The organism is Fortiea sp. LEGE XX443, from assembly GCF_015206815.1.
Lineage (GTDB): Bacteria > Cyanobacteriota > Cyanobacteriia > Cyanobacteriales > Nostocaceae > Nostoc_B.
This window is the reverse complement of sequence record NZ_JADEXZ010000035.1, coordinates 38,340-55,352: the sequence shown is the minus strand read 5'-3', so window position 1 is coordinate 55,352 and position 17,013 is coordinate 38,340. Positions and strand designations below refer to the sequence as shown.

The 17,013-nt window shown below is 40.4% G+C and carries 16 protein-coding genes; 10 read left to right on the top strand and 6 right to left on the bottom strand.

Annotation, left to right across the window (positions count from 1 at the left end; all coding sequences use genetic code 11):
* The first annotated feature begins 57 nt into the window (after positions 1–57).
* The 4 genes from IQ259_RS14710 (at position 58) to folE (ending at position 4,018) form a co-directional block, all read left to right on the top strand.
* Positions 58–1,251 (top strand): FAD-dependent oxidoreductase, encoded by a 1,194-nt coding sequence (locus IQ259_RS14710; RefSeq protein WP_193885978.1) that lies wholly within the window; start codon positions 58–60, stop codon positions 1,249–1,251.
* Positions 1,252–1,580: 329 nt separating this feature from the next.
* Complete coding sequence (locus IQ259_RS14705) at positions 1,581–2,054, top strand: hypothetical protein (protein ID WP_339383900.1); 474 nt, start codon at positions 1,581–1,583, stop codon at positions 2,052–2,054.
* Positions 2,055–2,249: 195 nt separating this feature from the next.
* Entirely contained in the window at positions 2,250–3,266 is a 1,017-nt protein-coding gene (locus IQ259_RS14700; protein ID WP_193885968.1) for a GTP-binding protein, read from the top strand.
* Positions 3,267–3,364: 98 nt separating this feature from the next.
* Complete coding sequence (folE, locus tag IQ259_RS14695) at positions 3,365–4,018, top strand: GTP cyclohydrolase I FolE (RefSeq protein ID WP_193885976.1); 654 nt, start codon at positions 3,365–3,367, stop codon at positions 4,016–4,018.
* Between the two features lie 166 nt (positions 4,019–4,184).
* Here the strand turns inward: folE and IQ259_RS14690 are convergent, their stop codons facing one another.
* A complete protein-coding gene (locus IQ259_RS14690) occupies positions 4,185–4,823 on the bottom strand; it encodes a DUF938 domain-containing protein (RefSeq protein ID WP_193885966.1) in 639 nt (212 codons plus the stop codon).
* A gap of 684 nt (positions 4,824–5,507) precedes the next feature.
* Here IQ259_RS14690 and IQ259_RS14685 point away from each other — a divergent pair.
* The gene (locus IQ259_RS14685; protein ID WP_370568031.1) at positions 5,508–6,395 is read left to right on the top strand and encodes a 2OG-Fe(II) oxygenase; all 888 of its coding nucleotides are present in this window, start codon (positions 5,508–5,510) and stop codon (positions 6,393–6,395) included.
* A 94-nt stretch (positions 6,396–6,489) separates the two neighbouring features.
* On the opposite strand, the gene IQ259_RS14680 is transcribed toward IQ259_RS14685, so the two are convergent.
* Positions 6,490–7,344 (bottom strand): HIT family protein, encoded by an 855-nt coding sequence (locus tag IQ259_RS14680; RefSeq protein ID WP_193885963.1) that lies wholly within the window; start codon positions 7,342–7,344, stop codon positions 6,490–6,492.
* 247 nt (positions 7,345–7,591) lie between these two features.
* Positions 7,592–8,704, bottom strand: a complete 1,113-nt coding sequence (locus tag IQ259_RS14675; RefSeq protein ID WP_193885961.1) for a ribonuclease — start codon at positions 8,702–8,704, stop codon at positions 7,592–7,594.
* Positions 8,705–9,108: 404 nt separating this feature from the next.
* Here IQ259_RS14675 and IQ259_RS14670 point away from each other — a divergent pair, with 404 nt between their 5' ends.
* On the top strand, positions 9,109–9,651 hold the full coding sequence (locus tag IQ259_RS14670; RefSeq protein WP_370568030.1) for a CAP domain-containing protein: 543 nt from the start codon (positions 9,109–9,111) through the stop codon (positions 9,649–9,651).
* A 91-nt stretch (positions 9,652–9,742) separates the two neighbouring features.
* A complete protein-coding gene (locus IQ259_RS14665) occupies positions 9,743–10,909 on the top strand; it encodes a pyridoxal phosphate-dependent aminotransferase (protein ID WP_193885958.1) in 1,167 nt (388 codons plus the stop codon).
* Positions 10,910–10,961: 52 nt separating this feature from the next.
* On the opposite strand, the gene IQ259_RS14660 is transcribed toward IQ259_RS14665, so the two are convergent.
* Both IQ259_RS14660 and IQ259_RS14655 read right to left on the bottom strand, forming a co-directional pair.
* Complete coding sequence (locus tag IQ259_RS14660) at positions 10,962–11,330, bottom strand: aspartyl protease (protein ID WP_193885956.1); 369 nt, start codon at positions 11,328–11,330, stop codon at positions 10,962–10,964.
* The gene (locus IQ259_RS14655) at positions 11,327–11,644 is read right to left on the bottom strand and encodes a hypothetical protein (RefSeq protein WP_193885954.1); all 318 of its coding nucleotides are present in this window, start codon (positions 11,642–11,644) and stop codon (positions 11,327–11,329) included. Before IQ259_RS14655 ends, IQ259_RS14660 begins: the two co-directional genes overlap by 4 nt.
* Positions 11,645–11,656: 12 nt before the next feature.
* On the opposite strand from IQ259_RS14655, the gene IQ259_RS14650 reads away from it, so the two are divergent.
* Both IQ259_RS14650 and IQ259_RS14645 read left to right on the top strand, forming a co-directional pair.
* Positions 11,657–11,941, top strand: coding sequence for a hypothetical protein (locus IQ259_RS14650; RefSeq protein WP_193885952.1), 285 nt, complete (start codon positions 11,657–11,659; stop codon positions 11,939–11,941).
* Between the two features lie 232 nt (positions 11,942–12,173).
* Positions 12,174–12,908 carry a hypothetical protein gene (locus tag IQ259_RS14645; protein ID WP_193885950.1) on the top strand — a complete coding sequence of 245 codons (735 nt, stop codon included), beginning with the start codon at positions 12,174–12,176 and terminating at the stop codon, positions 12,906–12,908.
* A 315-nt stretch (positions 12,909–13,223) separates the two neighbouring features.
* Here IQ259_RS14645 and IQ259_RS14640 read toward each other — a convergent pair whose 3' ends face one another.
* Entirely contained in the window at positions 13,224–14,999 is a 1,776-nt protein-coding gene (locus tag IQ259_RS14640; RefSeq protein ID WP_193885948.1) for an SWIM zinc finger domain-containing protein, read from the bottom strand.
* 500 nt (positions 15,000–15,499) lie between these two features.
* On the opposite strand from IQ259_RS14640, the gene lpdA reads away from it, so the two are divergent.
* On the top strand, positions 15,500–16,927 hold the full coding sequence (lpdA, locus tag IQ259_RS14635; RefSeq protein ID WP_193885946.1) for a dihydrolipoyl dehydrogenase: 1,428 nt from the start codon (positions 15,500–15,502) through the stop codon (positions 16,925–16,927).
* Positions 16,928–17,013: the final 86 nt, after the last annotated feature.

Here is a 17,013-nt window from a genome sequence, read left to right as displayed (position 1 = left end):
TCTAATTCAATCGCTTGGATCACTTTTTGCCGGAAATCATAACTGTAGGGTTTAGCCATCGGAGGTCACACGCAGACTACAAGGATTCTTATAGTCTATGTCCTAATACGATTGGCGATAGCTATATTTGATCCTAGTGGCAGATGGATGAGTCAATGGGAACACCAATTTAAAGCTTTGGAAATCCCTCATTTACGCTCCCCTGCCGTCCACCATCCCGACCCAAACCCTTTTGCTTTAAGGAAATTTGCCCAATCTCGTCCTGATGAGTTATTTCCCCCCTATGACTTACCAGGGACGCAACTATTTGAGGATTTTTGCCAAGATGTGATTCGAGTTTGGCAGCTGCAAGAGCAAGTTATTCCTTTGGCAGTCAAGAGTATTGAACTCTTACCTCATCATTTGCTTCCCCGGTTCCGGTTGTGCTTGCAAGACGGACAAGGAATCATTGCACGGCGGGTAGTATTGGCAACTGGTAGCGCTCAAATTCAAATACCTGATTGGGTAAACCAGATTCAGACAGCCTACCCACAAGATAGACTTTGCCACTCACAAACTACTGATTTACGAAAATTACAGTTGATGGGTAAGAGAGTATTGATTGTGGGTGGTGGCTTGACAAGCGGACATTTGGCATTGGGTGCTATTTCTCGTGGTGCAAAGGTTCATTTGATGATTCGGCGGCAGTTAATAGAAAAGTTATTCGATGCGGAACCGGGTTGGTTAGGGCCAAAGTATCTGAAAGATTTTTTTGCTCAATCTGATTGGGAGCAACGGGTAATGATGATTCAACAAGCTAGAAATGGTGGCTCTATGACAAGAGCGATCGCTACCCAACTACGGCAACAATTGCGTCGTGGTAGAATCAGAATTGATGAAAACTGTCAAGTAGTAAAAGCCGAATGGTTAGGTGAAAATTGGCGCGTGGAATGTAGTGATGGTAGTCAGCATGAGTGCGATTACATTTGGCTTTCGACTGGCACTAAATTCGATGTCACCACTGAACCCTTATTAAAGGACATTTTAGCAGCCTACCCCATTCCCATAGTCAAAGGTTTGCCAGTGTTAGATACTTGTCTGCGTTGGCCTGGTTGTGAATTATTTATCATGGGTGGATTAGCCGCCTTGCAAGTAGGGCCAACAGCACGGAATTTATCAGGTGCGAGAATGGCTTGCGAGAAAATTGTCCCAGCTATTGTCAAGCCAAGTGTAGCTTTTGCCCATACCCTCAGCAGAGTACAAGCAGGTTGAGCAAAGACCCTAGTACAGCGGGCGCGGAAATAAGCGCAAAGTTGAGCCAGTGTGTTGGACGGGTTCCCCGGCTTAAAGGAGCCAGCCGTGTGGGCGGGTTTCCCGACTTGAACGGACTGGCGTCAACTGGCGTTGGCGGTGTCGGCTTCCGTCCCGCCAAACTTTGCAAGAGAACCACCCATAAGAAATGTCTGAAACTCTTGCAAAAACCTAATTACGAATTACGAATTACGCGCAGCGGTACTAGACTAAATATCTTTTCTCCATCCAGGTTGTACCATCAAACTTTTTTTGCGCTACTATGATAACGATTCTCATTCTTTTTATATATGGTCAGTTCCTTAACCCAGTCCCAGGAAAACTTAAGCCTACACGACAGTGAGAAACTGCTGCGGATTTGTCATACCTACGCCCATATAATGGCGATGGCAGTGCAAAAGCTATTTCCAGGGACGAAAGTAGCAACTGGCCCAATCACAGAAAACGGATTTTACTACGACTTCGATTGTCCAGTCAGCATCACTCTTGATGACTTGGACAAAATCGAGCAACAGATGCGGCGGATAATCAAAGCAAATTTACCTATCATCCGCGAAGAAGTACAACGAGACGAAATTCGCACCGAAATTACAGTATTCAACGAACCTTACAAATTAGAAATCTTAGAACGCATTCCAGAAAAAGAGACAATTACCCGCTACTTTATTGGTAGTCCCGATATTGGTAAACCAGAATCTTTATTGTTTGTTGCAGACATTCAACCTGCAAGTAACTATTGGTGGGACTTATGTGCAACTTGCTGAATAATATTATGCCAGCCATAATGGCATTGTGGCACGAGAGGAAAGACCAGAAGTTTTTTACAAAAAGGGATTCTGGCGAGAATTCTACCTCCACCTAATGGAGATAGTAGTTAGTTAGTAGAACTTTTAAAAACTAACTACTAGCAATTAATAAAAATACTAAAACTTTGAAACTTACGGAAGACTTAATTGATTATGGCTCAACTAACCGCACCAACTTCAAACCCAAGCCTTGATATTCCTAAACAAGGAATGCCTGTTACGATTATTACAGGATTTTTAGGCAGTGGTAAGACTACGCTGCTAAATCAAATTCTCAAAAATAAAGAAGATTTAAAAGTTGCTGTACTCGTGAATGAGTTTGGTGATATTAACATAGACAGCCAATTGCTAATTTCTGTAGACCAAGATATGGTCGAACTGACTAATGGCTGTATTTGTTGTACTATCAATGATAATTTAGTCGATGCAGTTTATCGAGTTTTAGAACGAGAAGACCGCATTGATTATCTAGTCATTGAAACTACTGGCGTTGCTGACCCACTGCCAATTATTTTAACCTTTTTGGGTACAGAATTAAGAGATTTTACAAACCTAGACTCGATTTTAACTGTGGTAGATGCTGAGACGTTTAATGCAGAACATTTCAATAGTGAAGCTGCTTTAAAACAGATTACATACGGAGATATTATTCTCCTGAATAAAACAGACCTTGTTACTCCAGAAAAACTTGAGGAAGTAGAAAATTTCATCCATGATATAAAAAATGGTGCGAAGATTCTGCACAGCCAACATGGAGAGGTGGCGTTACCATTAATTTTAGATGTGGGTTTAACTCCAATAGATGATTATACTGCTAATGATGCGGAAGATACTCATGAGGATGAACACCATGATCATCATCACGAACATCACTCACATCATTTAGAAAATGATGGATTTGTTTCGATTTCTTTCCAAACTGATAGACCATTTGATGTCCATAAATTTGAGAACTTTCTCACCGAAGAAATGCCACAGGATGTATTTCGAGCCAAGGGCATTTTGTGGTTTAGTGATAGTGACTTACGCCATATTTTTCAACTGAGTGGCCCGCGCTATAGTTTACATGCTGATGAATGGCAGACTCAACCTAAAAATCAGGCAGTTTTTATTGGTAGAAAGTTGGATATTAGCCAAATTTACTCACAACTTAATAAATGTTTGGTATGATTAATAAGTATTAAGTTATTATCTGGTTTAGTTAATAGTTATTTATGAATCTTGAACTATTAACTAATTTATTAATCTATACCAATCAAACAGAGAAAATGACTCTATCGATTCGTCCTGATATAAATTCTGCTGCTCAAGTGGTTTCATCTTTATCTACTCAGCAGTTACCAACTGTTACAGAAGCAGAAATGGCACAGGCTGTGCGTACTTTGCTGATTGGATTAGGAGAAAATCCTGACAGAGAAGGGTTAATAGATACTCCTAAGCGAGTTGTCAAAGCTTTGCAGTTTCTCACCAAGGGATATCATGAATCTTTGGATGAACTGTTAAATGGGGCAGTATTTACAGAAGATGCTGACGAAACGGTATTAATCCGGGATATCGATATTTTTAGTTCCTGTGAGCATCATATTCTGCCAATAATTGGTCGCGCTCATGTTGCCTACATTCCTAATGGTAAGGTGATAGGATTATCGAAAATTGCCCGCATTTGTGAAATGTATGCCCGACGTTTGCAAGTACAAGAACGTCTCACCCTACAAATTGCTGATGCACTGCAAGGTTTACTCAAACCTCAAGGGGTTGCAGTGGTAATAGAAGCAACTCACATGTGTATGGTGATGCGCGGCGTGCAAAAACCCGGTTCTTGGACTGTCACCAGTGCAATGCGCGGTGTGTTTTCAGAAGATGCGCGAACTCGTGAGGAGTTTATGAATTTGGTACGACACAATGCTAGTTTTCACTCTTAAGTTTCGGCTAGAGTAGATGTTTATTTAGCATCTGCTATGTAGAGACGGAAATTTTCTTGTCTCTACATTCTTAATTTAGTAATTTTCATAATACACCGCTTGGAACTTACCCGAACTGTATTGGGATATTGTTGATTGCTCAAAGCCTAGGCAAATTCTTTATTATCTACCTTTCAAAGACTACCGAGAGATTATTTGCTGGCATTTGGTAAGTCTGCTTCAAGGTCAAATGTTCTGCTTTAGCTGCTGCTACTACATCATCTAAATTACGCACACCCCATTCTGGGTTTTGGGCGCGTAAATATTCATCAAAAGCTGCATTACTCGGTGCTGTATGTTCTCCACCTTGTTTAAAAGGCCCATATAAATAGAGGATACCGCCCACTGGTAAGATCCGACCCGCCCCTGCCATTAGTCCTAGACAGGCTAACCACGGTGAAATGTGAATCATATTGATGTTGACGATCGCAATAATTGGCGAAGTATTCAGCCACTGGCTTACTGTCTCCGTTTCCACGCTCCAAACTGGTTCTCTAACATCAAGCTCAAGCGGTGGATAAATGTTACTACATCCAAAATGTTCAGTCCATGCAATTATGCTGGCTCTTGCTTGTGGATTTGCATCTGTTGGTAGCCATATAGAATCTTTGAGTTTGGATGCAAAATAGACTGCATGTTCACCTGTACCACTGGCAATTTCCAAGACTGTACCACTCCCAGGCAATACCTGTAAAAGTATTTCTAGAATTGGTTCGCGGTTGCGCTCTGTTGCTGGTGCGTATTGTCGTGTGTCTTGTGGTGTCATTCTTGTTGTTTTTACATGTTTGATTCTACACAAAACTATTCCCCACTCTCTTTACCCATGCTACTCAAGGAATTCTATCTTGGTGGGATGGCGATAAACCACGCTTGGCAGAGTATGAGCAAAAATCAGTATTGAGCTAGGTCGAGAAGCAGTATTATCTCCCGCCTCTGCCAATTATAAGCGGACGAGCAACTTTCGCTACATCCGTCTCACGACAAATTCCCAAAACTCATGTGGACGAATTGATGACAATACTATTTTCCCAATCCCACACTTCTTATTTTAGCTTTTCTTGCCAAATGCGAAATTCGCAGTTAACTTAATATTGAAATTTAATGCCTATACTTTGTAAAGTATTTAAGCCTAAGAAAATGCCTAAACTTCTCCATTTACTCTGTTTCACCCCCTTTACCACCCCTTCATATCCCTCTTTTTATAATTATTATTTTTTGCGTATTAAAAATTACCTATATAGATAATTATTTTATCAAACTTACAACTAAAGTATGAGATTTAATTTTGCTTGATTAAGTAACTTGATGAAGTGTCAAACACAGCTTATTTTTATTAATAATATTTATTTCAAGATAATCATTGAATTATCTCTAATGCAATACGGTTCAAATCAGAATAATTAACCGTCGTAGAAGTATATTAAATAAATAACAGGAAAATTAGATGAATATGTTATTGCAAAAAGTTCAAAAAAAATTTTTTAAAAAAATTTATCAAATTCCCTTTATCAGACATAAAACTGATATTGCTTATCAAATAGCAGTTGATAAGTATAAACCCAATCTACCTATTATTTCAAAAGATGACCTAGAATTAGTTGACAGAATTAATAATGAAGGTGTTGTAGTGACTTCATTAGATAATTTAGGCATTTTATCTAATACTCAACTACTTAAGGCAGCAAAAAACATTGCTTCCCAAATGAAACCTAACATTGATAGTGATCAAAATAAATTTGTTGTTCATGCTAGTCAACAACAAATCATGGAACATCCCGAAATTTTTTTGTGGGGATTGGAAGAACGTTTACTTAATATTGTCGAGCATTATTTTTGTCTACCAGTAGCATATCATGGCGCATATTTTCGGAGAGATATTGCCAATCAATTAGAGACAGGTTCTAGACTTTGGCATATAGACCAAGAAGACCGCAAAGTATTAAAAATAATAGTTTATGTAAATGATGTTACAGATAACCAGGGGCCTTTTCAATATATTCCTTTATCTTTAACCTCGAGTATAGCTCAATCTTTAAAATATACCTACGGCTACATCCGAAATCAAACTATGCAAAAAGTGATTTCACCAAGCAATTACAAATCCTGCATAGGGAATTCTGGTACAGTAGTTTTTGCTGGTACTGGTGGTATTTTTCATCGAGGTAAACCACCTGAAAATTCAGACAGATTTACTATTTTTTTTGATTACACTTCAAGAAGAAAAAAAGAGCTATTTTACATTAATCCTTCCCTGTCTCAAAAAGATTTAATCATACTATCTAAACATCTTTCTGAGCGACAAAAAAAATGCTTGTTTTGGCAAAAGTATCTTGAATAAATGATTGGGTTGCAATATATTCTAAAAATTAAATATTTTATTTCTAGTGTTTGATAGTAATGTATTGAATTTCAAATCTATAAAACTTTGTAAGTTATTTAGATTTAGGAATAACATTTCTGATCCCACTTTTAGCACACATATTATCACCCTTGTAGCGAGGGATAATATGAATACTCGTGTGCATAATATTTTGCCCTGCTTCTCGATTAATATTCATTCCGACATTAAAGCCATCAGGTGCAAATTTGGTTTTGAGCATTTCTTGGACTTTATTCACCATAAACCAGCAAGCAGATTGCTCTTTAAAGGGTAGTTCAAAATAACTGCTAACATGACGTTTAGGAATTACTAAGACATGTCCTTTACTTATGGGATAACCATCAAATATAGCATAAGCAGTTGCTGATTCAGTTAATAGCTTTAAGCTTTTGTATGGATTACAAAATATACAACTAATAGACGATTTTTTTAGATGATTATAGTGCATATATTCATATAACTCTCGACTATCATCTAAATAAATTGAATGAAATGGAAGTTTTACAATACACTGATATGTAGGTTTTTTATAAACATAGTGTTCTCTAAACCCTTCTCTTTTGATATCTCTTCTCACTGCATAATAAGCTTTTCCACCGGGTTTTAATAGGTGTGATACTTCCATAATAACATTAGCTTGCTCTTCGGAAAACAAAACATTTAAAACATAAAAGCAAATTATGGTATCAAATTGCTCATGAGGATAATCTGGAAAATAATAAGGATCATAACCAGTAATATCAAAGCCCTTTTCACGCAATAATGTAACATCATTGCCAAGACCACAGCCAAAATCTAGTATTTTGCCTCGCAGTAAGTTTTGATTTAATAAAAACTGTACAGGAAATGACAGGAAAGTTCTTTCTATTGCTGTGAGATGACTGAATTGATTTTTTTGCTGTTGCATGGAATGTCAATCTTTAGGTCATTCCTGTCTTAGCACAGTTGATATTGAAATTGGGCATTGCCGATTAGATATAGGAATTTTGGTGTAGAGACTTACCGCGATATTTATCAAAAAAATTATTTTCATTCCTGAATTCAGCAACGCTATTTTTCCATTTACTGATTTGCTAGGGCGATCGCACCGCATCTCGTCTAGCGATCGCCTAGTCTTATAAATTGGCTCAGAACATGATGCCCAATAGTTTTAATTAATCACGGGCATCGTCAATTAGGCAAGATGTAAACTGTTCACGCTTGGCTTTTGGGCTATTGGGAAGTAAGACAGCAATCGGGCTTTCTAAAGTAATATCGCCTGCAAGGTTAATCCAAAATTCACCCAATATTGAACTAGGACATTTTACTTCTATTTTGTCGCCAGAGTCAGTACCAAAAAACGACAAGGCTTGATCAATATCCTTGAGAGCGAGTTGGCGACCAATATTACTAGCAACTAATGCTTGAATTGGCGATTTGTTAAAGGCATCCAAAAGGGCAATTGACTCGGCGTAATATTCCTCTGGTGTACCTTGGTAGCAAGTGCCATGCTTAATCCATTCATGTCGATGCAAGTTTGATGCAGTTCCGGGCATTACAACTTTTAGTCTTTCCCAAGTCTCAGGCGAAAGCTGTTCTTCTACAGGCGGTAACTTCGACCAAGCTTTTGCTTTATCAAAAGCGATGTCACTCTGGCTTACACCGCAGTAATCATTACCTTTAGGTTGAGGCCACAGCCCGTGTAAAGCGAAATTGGTAGCTTCAGGACGATCTGGGTTTTTAGCTAAAATTTGGCACTCAGTTTTTTCGGGTTTGGTTTCGCAGAAAGCTGGTTGCCAACTCAGGGCTAGTAAGTAGTCCTTTCCTATAGCAACAGGAATCACAGGAGGTGTGGTTTCTGTTGTGTCAGTAGGCAAACCATCAGAGCTAACACAACTAATAGGAACCCAACGCCGAGCGGGTCTAGCACTAGGAATTTCCAGAAGGTAGTGAGAGGCGACATCCTTATTCTTTCCCACTATCTGATAAGTTTGTCCCGGCAGCAATCTCACATTTTGGGGGTTAGTCCCTTTTTTAATCGAAATTACAGCCTCGCAAGCGCCTATAGCGGTGAATTGACCTTCTAAGGGAACCAACGCTAGAGCAGGGTTAGAAAATAGTATGAACGAGAAAGCCAATACTATTGCCAACACGAATGTTTTTTTGAGCGATCGCAGCATAGAATACTCCTTAAAATTATGTTTAAAGCTACTTTGACTAGTTAAGCTTTTCCTGATTTTGCTAAGTACGACATTTTGAGGATTGGTCGCTGGAATCTGCTCGATCATAAATCCAGAAGACAGAGATATATAAGCGGTAATACTTAAATTAAGATAAAAATGTTAACTATACTAAGTGCTAAGAGTGCCGTACTACCTAAGGCAATCGCGGCTTTGCTAGTTTATGATTCGTGACCTAACAGGTAAAATTGCTCACACCTGCTTCGGCTGAGTGAAGAGAAATCCGAAATGCCATCCAATGCAATATTTACTGTAAATTTTACGTAATGAAGCCGTATACAGATGTATAACTAGTTCAGTGGTTTGTGCATCCTTAACCTTGAATCAAGACAATGGATACAAAAAGCAAAGTTAACATTTGGTGGAGATACGTTATTTTATTTACAGTGCTTTTGGCAGTTAGGCCAACTACCCTTTTCATTCACCAGGCTTTGCGGGGATACCCACTAGATGTGAATTACTTTTGGACAGAACTTTCTCCTTTTGGGTTGCTAAAACAAGGTCTTTATAACGGTAATGGTGGCGCAGATTGGAAAATTGGCAAGTCACAAGTCACCATCTGGAATGCTGAACAGTTGCGTTCTGTTCCAGAGTTAAGAACGTTTGCATTGGAACTGGTAAATCGCGATCGCACGATCAATAATTTAAAAACTTTAAAACCAGACTCGTTGCTCTCACAAGCAGCGCAACTCCACGCCCAGGATATGCTGGAGCAGCAATACTTTAATCATATTTCTCTGGATGGTAAAACTCCCCGCGATCGCTATATTGCAGTTGGTGGTAGTCGGCGCGTGGGAGTTGGCGAAAATATTATTAAAGATAGTGTGCAAGGTTTAGGGTTAACTTACGGCGCAGTCGAAGATTTTCAACGCGGTTGGATGTACAGTAATAGTCACCGCGAAAACCTCCTCACCCGTGAATACAGCAAATTTGGTTATGGTGTAGCCGTCGGGAAAAATGGCCAGATTTATGCGGTGCAAATGTTTGGCTATTAGACTAGCCAAGGAATTCACTAAAAGACAAAACTCGGTAGAGTTTCTGGGATATCCTTAAATAAGTGAGAGATTTGCCAAAGAATAAGTAAGAATGAAACTGGCAGCAAGAGTAAGTCAGGTAAAGCCTTCTTTAACCTTAGCGATCGCAGCTAAAGCTAAGGCAATGAAGGCAGAAGGTATAGATGTTTGCAGTTTTAGCGCCGGAGAACCGGATTTTGACACCCCAGCGCATATTAAAGCCGCAGCAGTGAAAGCTTTGGAAGAAGGCAAAACCAAATATGGCCCCGCCGCTGGAGAACCAAAGTTAAGGGAAGCGATCGCCCACAAGCTGAAAACTGATAATGGTTTAGATTACAAGTCAGAAAATGTCATCGTCACCAATGGCGGTAAACATTCTTTGTACAACTTGATATTGTCGTTCATTGATCCGGGTGATGAAGTGATTATCCCGGCTCCCTATTGGCTCAGTTATCCCGAAATGGTAACTTTGGCTGGTGGAGTCTCAGTAATTGTCAACGCTGATGCTTCCACTGGCTATAAAATTACACCAGAGCAACTGCGCCAAGCCATTACACCCAAAACTAAGTTATTTGTCCTCAATTCCCCATCCAATCCTACAGGGATGGTTTACACGCCAGATGAAATTAAAGCTTTGGCAGAAGTAATAGTTGATGCAGATATCTTTGTCGTCTCTGATGAAATTTACGAAAAGATTCTCTACGACGGCGCAGAACACATTAGCATCGGTTCTCTGGGTAAGGAAATTTTTGAGCGCACCTTCGTTAGTAACGGATTTGCTAAAGGTTACTCAATGACAGGCTGGCGATTGGGTTATTTAGCCGGGCCAGTGGAGATTATTAAAGCAGCTAATTCCATTCAAGGACATAGTACATCTAACGTTTGCACCTTTGCCCAATATGGTGCGATCGCAGCCCTACAAGGTTCTCAAGACTGCGTAGCCGAAATGCTTCAAGCTTTCACCAAACGGCGACAAGTCATGCTAGAGAGAATCAACGCTATCCCAGGCTTGAGTTGTCCCAAGCCAGACGGCGCTTTTTATCTGTTCCCCGATATCAGCAAAACCGGACTCAAATCCCTAGATTTTTGCGACGCTTTGATCGAAGAACATCAAGTTGCAGTCATTCCCGGAATTGCTTTTGGTGCAGATAATAACATTCGTCTTTCCTACGCTACCGATTTGGCGACTATTGAAAAGGGATTGGACAGATTGGAGAAATTTGTGCGATCACGGATTTAGGGTCATTTGTCATTGGTCATTTGTCTTATGACAGATGACCATCTACTCTTTTTTAAATTAACTCTAAACTTACTATATTTTGACTATAATTAGCGACTAATATAAATAATTTCAGCCATCGAGAACCTAATAAAATTTCTTGGATTTCATCTCCAGCAAATACAGGAATTTCCCACTCTTGACTATCGATTATTAACCTACCACTATAAACATCAAATTCAGTTTCTCCCTGAGCAGTTCTTAATTTATTTTGACGCAAAAAAGACCAATCAAGACTTTGTACATCTTGTTTGTTCATAGCTAAAAATTCAGTAAATCCCGTATCTAACATTGTTTCTACAGGAAAGCTGAAGTCATCCCCTCCAATTAAATCAATTTCAAAGTAAACTTGACCTTTATCTCCTAATCTCCCCTCAATCATATTCTGCCACTAACTCCGGTTTCGTTAATACCAAAAATATGATGAATCACATGAGGATATTGTTCTCTGGCCATTTTACTTGCTACCTCTTGATCCCGATCAATAAAATAATCACCACTATCAGGTTCAATGGCAATATACCAACCATAGTATTTATCTAGTATTTCTGGTTTTAAACGCTCAAAAATCACCCAACAACGCTCATAAAATGCCTGTCTTCTGGCTTTTTCTTGAGCTTTTTGTGCTTCTGTCCATTGAATTTCCGGAAATACTCTCCCACGTCTGACAATTCTTTCTGGTGAAGAGTGTGTCATATTTTTGACCTCATGAAAATTTATTGTCCATATCTCATTATAAAATGCCAAAGGGGAACCAATGGTTCCCAAATCTTACCAACAAGCGATCGCCAAGCTAGACCCTTGGTTTCCTTAGAACCAGAACAACAACGTCTTGCTTGGCAACAGGCAGTAAAGCTTGCTGGTGGTAAAATTCCATCCGGTCGTATTGCTCAAGATATTGTGGACAAAATATTATGCTTTATTGGACAGTATCCAGAAAAGTTCCTGATATCCACTCCAAATGAGGTAGTTATACGGAAAAATTCTGTATAATAGCTGGATATTGACGATATCCGGAAAAATTCTTGATATTATGATTAAAACGCCCGTAATCCTTTCCCTACCAGAATCGCTTAGGCTGATATATGGAAAGCTTCGGCATAATAAATAGTTCGACTGCTTTGTACTTCAGATAGGATTGTACAGTAAAGCTATCTGCTTGGATGTAACGCTAAAGTGTAGAGGACAGTTTGCAGACACTACTCCTAGCAGGAGTTCATGAAATATGGCTTCTAATTTTGCGGTTTATACGTTCTTTGGCAAAGTTTTGCCTGAAAGAGCAAATGTAACCATATCGCAAATAGCTTATCGGCTTATCCAACCTGATACTGGAATCGATGGTAATCTCATTGTGAGCATCGCCTTATCTCAAGTCACAGCCCGCTTTACAGCCAGTAACGAGATTGCTGATCTACTCACACTTCGGAATTATGTTCACGATGCAATAAGAGTAGAACTTGATATTTTAGGATACGTTAATGGCTGCGGTTACGAGTTGGAGATTACTCAAGTTGCTGACTCTCTTGGTAATCAACCAATCATTTTTGGGGTCGGCATCCCAGTACTTGCGGATGAAAACCGATCCGTTGATTTTGAAAAAGTTTTCAATTTATTTCAAGACAGCAGAGGTAATTATTTACGGCTCTGTCTTGCAGATTTGCGTGAGGCGATTCGAGAACCTCGTGATATGGGTTTCTTTATCTACCGAGCTATTGAAGCGCTAATGCAGTCTTTTCGTACTGATGATAGTAAAAGAGGTAAGCAGCAAGCTTGGGAAAGTTTGCGATCGGAACTGTCTGTTTCTGAAGATAGTATTAGGCAACTGGAAAAAGTGGCAAACTCTTTTCGTCATGGTGATACAAAATATATAAGTGATGCTGAAAAAGGTGAGTTATTTAAGATTGCTTGGGACATAGTAGATAAATATATAAAATTTGCTTGCAACGGTTATCAAAAGTGAAACTATTCAATTATTCGATTTGCGGCGGCGCAGTCGAACAATCCCGTTGCACACCGACCGTATTAATATGGTCGGTGAGTCCGAGAGGTTGCTAGCGGCGGGTGAACGGGGTCGTTATGCCGTTTCCATAATTATTTCCTGCCCAATCATTTCGTCGGATATTGAGCGGGATGGAATGACTTAATTGAAATGAGGAAAATCTATGATGTGCGAGTCGCTATTTTCACTGGTTGAATGAAAAGTGACAGAGCGATCGCGACTTCTCTCACAAGCTTCAGTTTCTGGTGCAGCTTTGCTAATTTTGATTTTTGACTATTATTCCATATCTCGTCCCTGCAACATTCCCATCAATTTCCGCTTGCGGGCGTGGATTTCCATTAATTTTTTGTGATAATTTGACCAATCAGCTTGTCTATCAGATGCTAAGTAAGCAGCGCGAGCTTTTTTTAGCCATTCGACTGCGGCATCATAATATTCTGCCTTACCTGCATCCATAATTGCTTCAGCATGACGACAAGCATGAGTAATCACCCACTCAGGACGATGGAGAATAGCCGCATCCATAACACGATGAACGAGATCAGAGTGATAGATATTAAGTTCATTAGCGATCGCGATCGCTTCATCAATCAGTCCCTCATGTAAAAAAATATCCACCTTGACTGGGCCAGTTTCCCAACCACTAGAAACACGGACAATTTTTAACAAATCAGGCTTGACAGTTTCCCATTCTTCCCCAGCCAAATCTTTGATATTTTGATATTCCTCTAGAGAAGGATAAGCCTGAAAAGCCATCTTTTTTGCTTGTAAAGCTGTAGTTTTGTCTCCCAACTTTTCGGCTAAATCACTTGTCCAATTGCCCAAGTCATATTGACAATTTCCCGATAATTTCAAGCCAATTTGAGCAATATGTAAAGCTTGTTGCAATGCTCCCTGCTCTTTCAGGGTTTTCCCCAGAGCAAAGGCTTCTTCCATTGAATTCATCTCAGTGTGGGCAGCTTCTAAGGCTTCCTCTACCCTACCGAGTCTGCCTAGCATAGTTAAGTATTGTCGGGTTTGCCCTTCAGCCTCTGCAAGGTATAAGTATTCTTGATAACGCTCTTGACGTTCGAGAATTTTCAGCCGAATCAAAGCTAAATCATCGGCATAGTCTGGGATTGTACCTTCCCACACTCCCCTTTCGGCAATCTTGCCTTGAAGAACTTCCACCAGTGGCGGGTAATCCCAACCTTGGCGCAAAGCCTCTAAACTTAAACCAAAATCCACATCCCAATCATCTTGCCAAACTTCCAAATTTACCTGGATATCAACTTTTTCTTCAGGAGTGAGTTCAGCATTGAGAATGGCTTCACACCAAGCATTATTTAGTTCCCAGGCAATTTCATCACAATCAGCACCATACTCGGCTACTTCATACCAATTTTCGATACAGCTAGAAGTAATCGCTTCCAAAACTGCGATCGCCTCATTCCCTTGTCCCTGTTCGCTCAAATCTACAGCAGTTTGCACTAAACTCAGCAATTCTTCAGCGATCGGATCTTCTTCACAGCCATCCTCAAAATAGCGCACACCATCGTGGATAATCTGCCGCACTTTTCTCCGCAAAGGATTCGGATCAATAGTATTGCGGCGCAAAGCTTTGAGCTTTTTTGCCTGGGGAACAGGATTTGTCATCCAGGTGATGTGGCGATCAATCGTCTCAATCAGTTGTGGATGTTCCGCGACTAATTCTTGCACCAACCGCTGAGTTTGTACATGATCCAGACGATTTAGTAATTGTTCCAAAGTCGGGCGATGCTCAATAATTTCTGGTTGGCGGACACAAACAAGCATAGTTGCGACAATGTGTTTACACCATCCATCAAAGTTGTAGGCACAGGTGCAATTTGCCGAGGTGACGCTATGACCATCAAAACTGAGATTAACACGATAAGCTCTGGCTTCACTGCCATCAACTTCTGCTTGTAATAGATCACCTCGTCGAGTGATGGTATCTACAGCACCAGACTCATAATAAGCCTCACCTCGTTGGTAAGATTTGCCGTTGGCATAACGACGAATGGTAAATTCACTGATTTTGGGAATAGACATCGGGCGATCGCGTGCGAAAATCCTATGCGTAAATGAATTTTAGATCCAGGTTGACTTTTTGGCTCGTGCCGATCTTGGATTTTGAATTCTCAGTCATCACCATCAGGTTTGGAAATGGCAAACAATATGATACTAGTACAATAAAGCAAAAGACAAAAAGTTAACTTAAACATGAGATGGACTTCCGTCAATGTGTACTAGTATTTTCCAATACTAATTATTTAGATTTTTTGGTGAATCAAAGCAAAAGAAAGTGACAAATGTAAAAACCCGCAGTTTTTGACAACCTGAATGAGCTATTACCCCCTTCAGAAAAAATTAGCCATATCAGTATAAAATTAAATAAGTAAATAATATTTACTAAAATTGTCCATAAAATTACCTCTTCGCCTGTTAGCGTGAATGATAATAGTTGATTTAGCCATTCCCAACCCTCAAGGGGTTGTCAGGATTGCTATTCAAGTTGAGAATAAATAGGCGAAGCACACGGGGAAACTAACGTGAGTCATGGATTTGATTACGATTTAGTAATTATTGGCGCTGGTGTAGGCGGACATGGCGCTGCCCTACACGCGGTAAGCTGCGGTTTGAAAACAGCGATTATCGAAGCAGCAGACATGGGAGGAACCTGTGTCAACAGGGGCTGTATTCCATCGAAAGCGCTATTAGCAGCAGCTGGACGTGTGCGGGAGTTACGCAATGCCCACCACCTCAAGTCACTGGGCATTCAAGTTGGTAATGTGGAATTTGATCGTCAAGCGATCGCGGATCATGCCGGTAATTTAGTCTCGAAAATTCAAGGCGATTTAACCAACAGCCTCAAGCGTCTGGGTGTTGATATCATCCGGGGTTGGGGGAAAATCGCAGGTACACAAAAAATTACTGTGACTGGCGATGGCAGTGAAAAAACGATCACGGCTAAAGATATAATTCTTTCTCCTGGTTCAGTTCCCTTCGTCCCCCCAGGGATTGAAGTTGATGGTAAAACTGTGTTTACTAGTGATCAAGGTGTAAAGCTAGAATCTTTGCCGCCCTGGGTGGCAATTATTGGTAGCGGTTACATCGGCTTAGAATTTTCTGATGTATACTCGGCTTTGGGCTGCGAAATCACGATGATTGAAGCCCTAGATCAGTTAATGCCAGGTTTTGATAGAGATATTGCTAAACTCGCTGAACGGGTATTAATTACCCCCCGCGATATTGAAACCAAAGTCGGTATCTACGCGAAAAGAGTTATCCCCGGTTCTCCGGTGGTGATTGAGTTAGCAGATTTCAAAACCAAGGAAGATTTAGAAGTCATTGAGGTAGATGCTTGTTTAGTAGCGACAGGGCGCATCCCCGCTACCAAAAATCTGGGTTTGGAATCTGTGGGTGTGGAATTAGACAGACGGAATTTTATCCCCGTAGACGATCACATGGCCGTATTGAGTGCGGGTGAAGTTGTACCTCATCTTTGGGCGATTGGTGATGCCAATGGCAAAATGATGCTGGCTCATGCAGCTTCCGCTCAAGGTATTATCGCTGTAGAAAATATTGTCGGGCGATCGCGTACTGTGGATTATCGCAGCATTCCCGCCGCTGCCTTCACTCACCCAGAAGTTAGCTATGTCGGTTTAACTGAAACCGCTGCGAAGGAATTGGGACAAACAGAAGGTTTTGAAGTTGGCACAAGTAAAAGTTACTTCAAAGGCAATTCTAAGGCATTGGCAGAAAACGAAGCCGATGGTATGGCTAAGGTAGTCTATCGCAAAGATACAGGCGAAGTTTTAGGCGTTCACATCTTCGGTATGCACGCCTCAGACTTAATTCACGAAGCCTCAGCCGCCTTGGCTAACCGTCAATCTGTCCACACCCTCGCCCATCTAGTTCACGCCCACCCAACCCTCTCGGAAGTTCTAGACGAAGCGTACAAACGGGCAGTAGCCTAAAAAAGTCTGAAGGATGAAGTCAGAAGTCTGAAATATAAATTTCTGACTTCATCCTTTAGACTTCACACTTCACACTTCACACTTCA